The organism is Pseudomonas sputi (assembly GCF_021603585.1).
Classification (GTDB): Bacteria; Pseudomonadota; Gammaproteobacteria; order Pseudomonadales; family Pseudomonadaceae; genus Aquipseudomonas; species Aquipseudomonas sputi.
In genome coordinates this window covers 1-258 of record NZ_BQHI01000086.1, presented here as the reverse complement: position 1 = coordinate 258, position 258 = coordinate 1, and the positions used below count along the sequence as shown (strand labels likewise).

Annotated in this window: 1 protein-coding gene; it reads right to left on the bottom strand. The window is 62.4% G+C overall.

What is annotated here, in order from left to right:
* On the bottom strand, window positions 1–258 hold a 258-nt coding region (locus L6D81_RS29405; protein WP_236183007.1), incomplete at both ends, for an immunoglobulin-like domain-containing protein.

Genomic DNA, 258 nt, shown 5'->3' with positions numbered 1-258 from the left:
TGGACAGGGTCACGGTCACTGGCGAGCCAGTTACAGGCGCGCCGACGGTGGCGGTGTAAACAACGTTGCCACCTTCGGCCGCTGTCGCGGACGCGGTCAGCTTCACGGTAGTGGTGTCGATGGTGTCAGTAACGCTGGTCACCGCTGGCGTGGTGCTGGTGACCAGATTCTCGAAGTTGCCACCGCTGGCGTTGGTAATCGTGGCCTGCACGTTGCCGGCGTCTTTGTAGACGTCATCGGCTGGCGCAGGAACGGTTA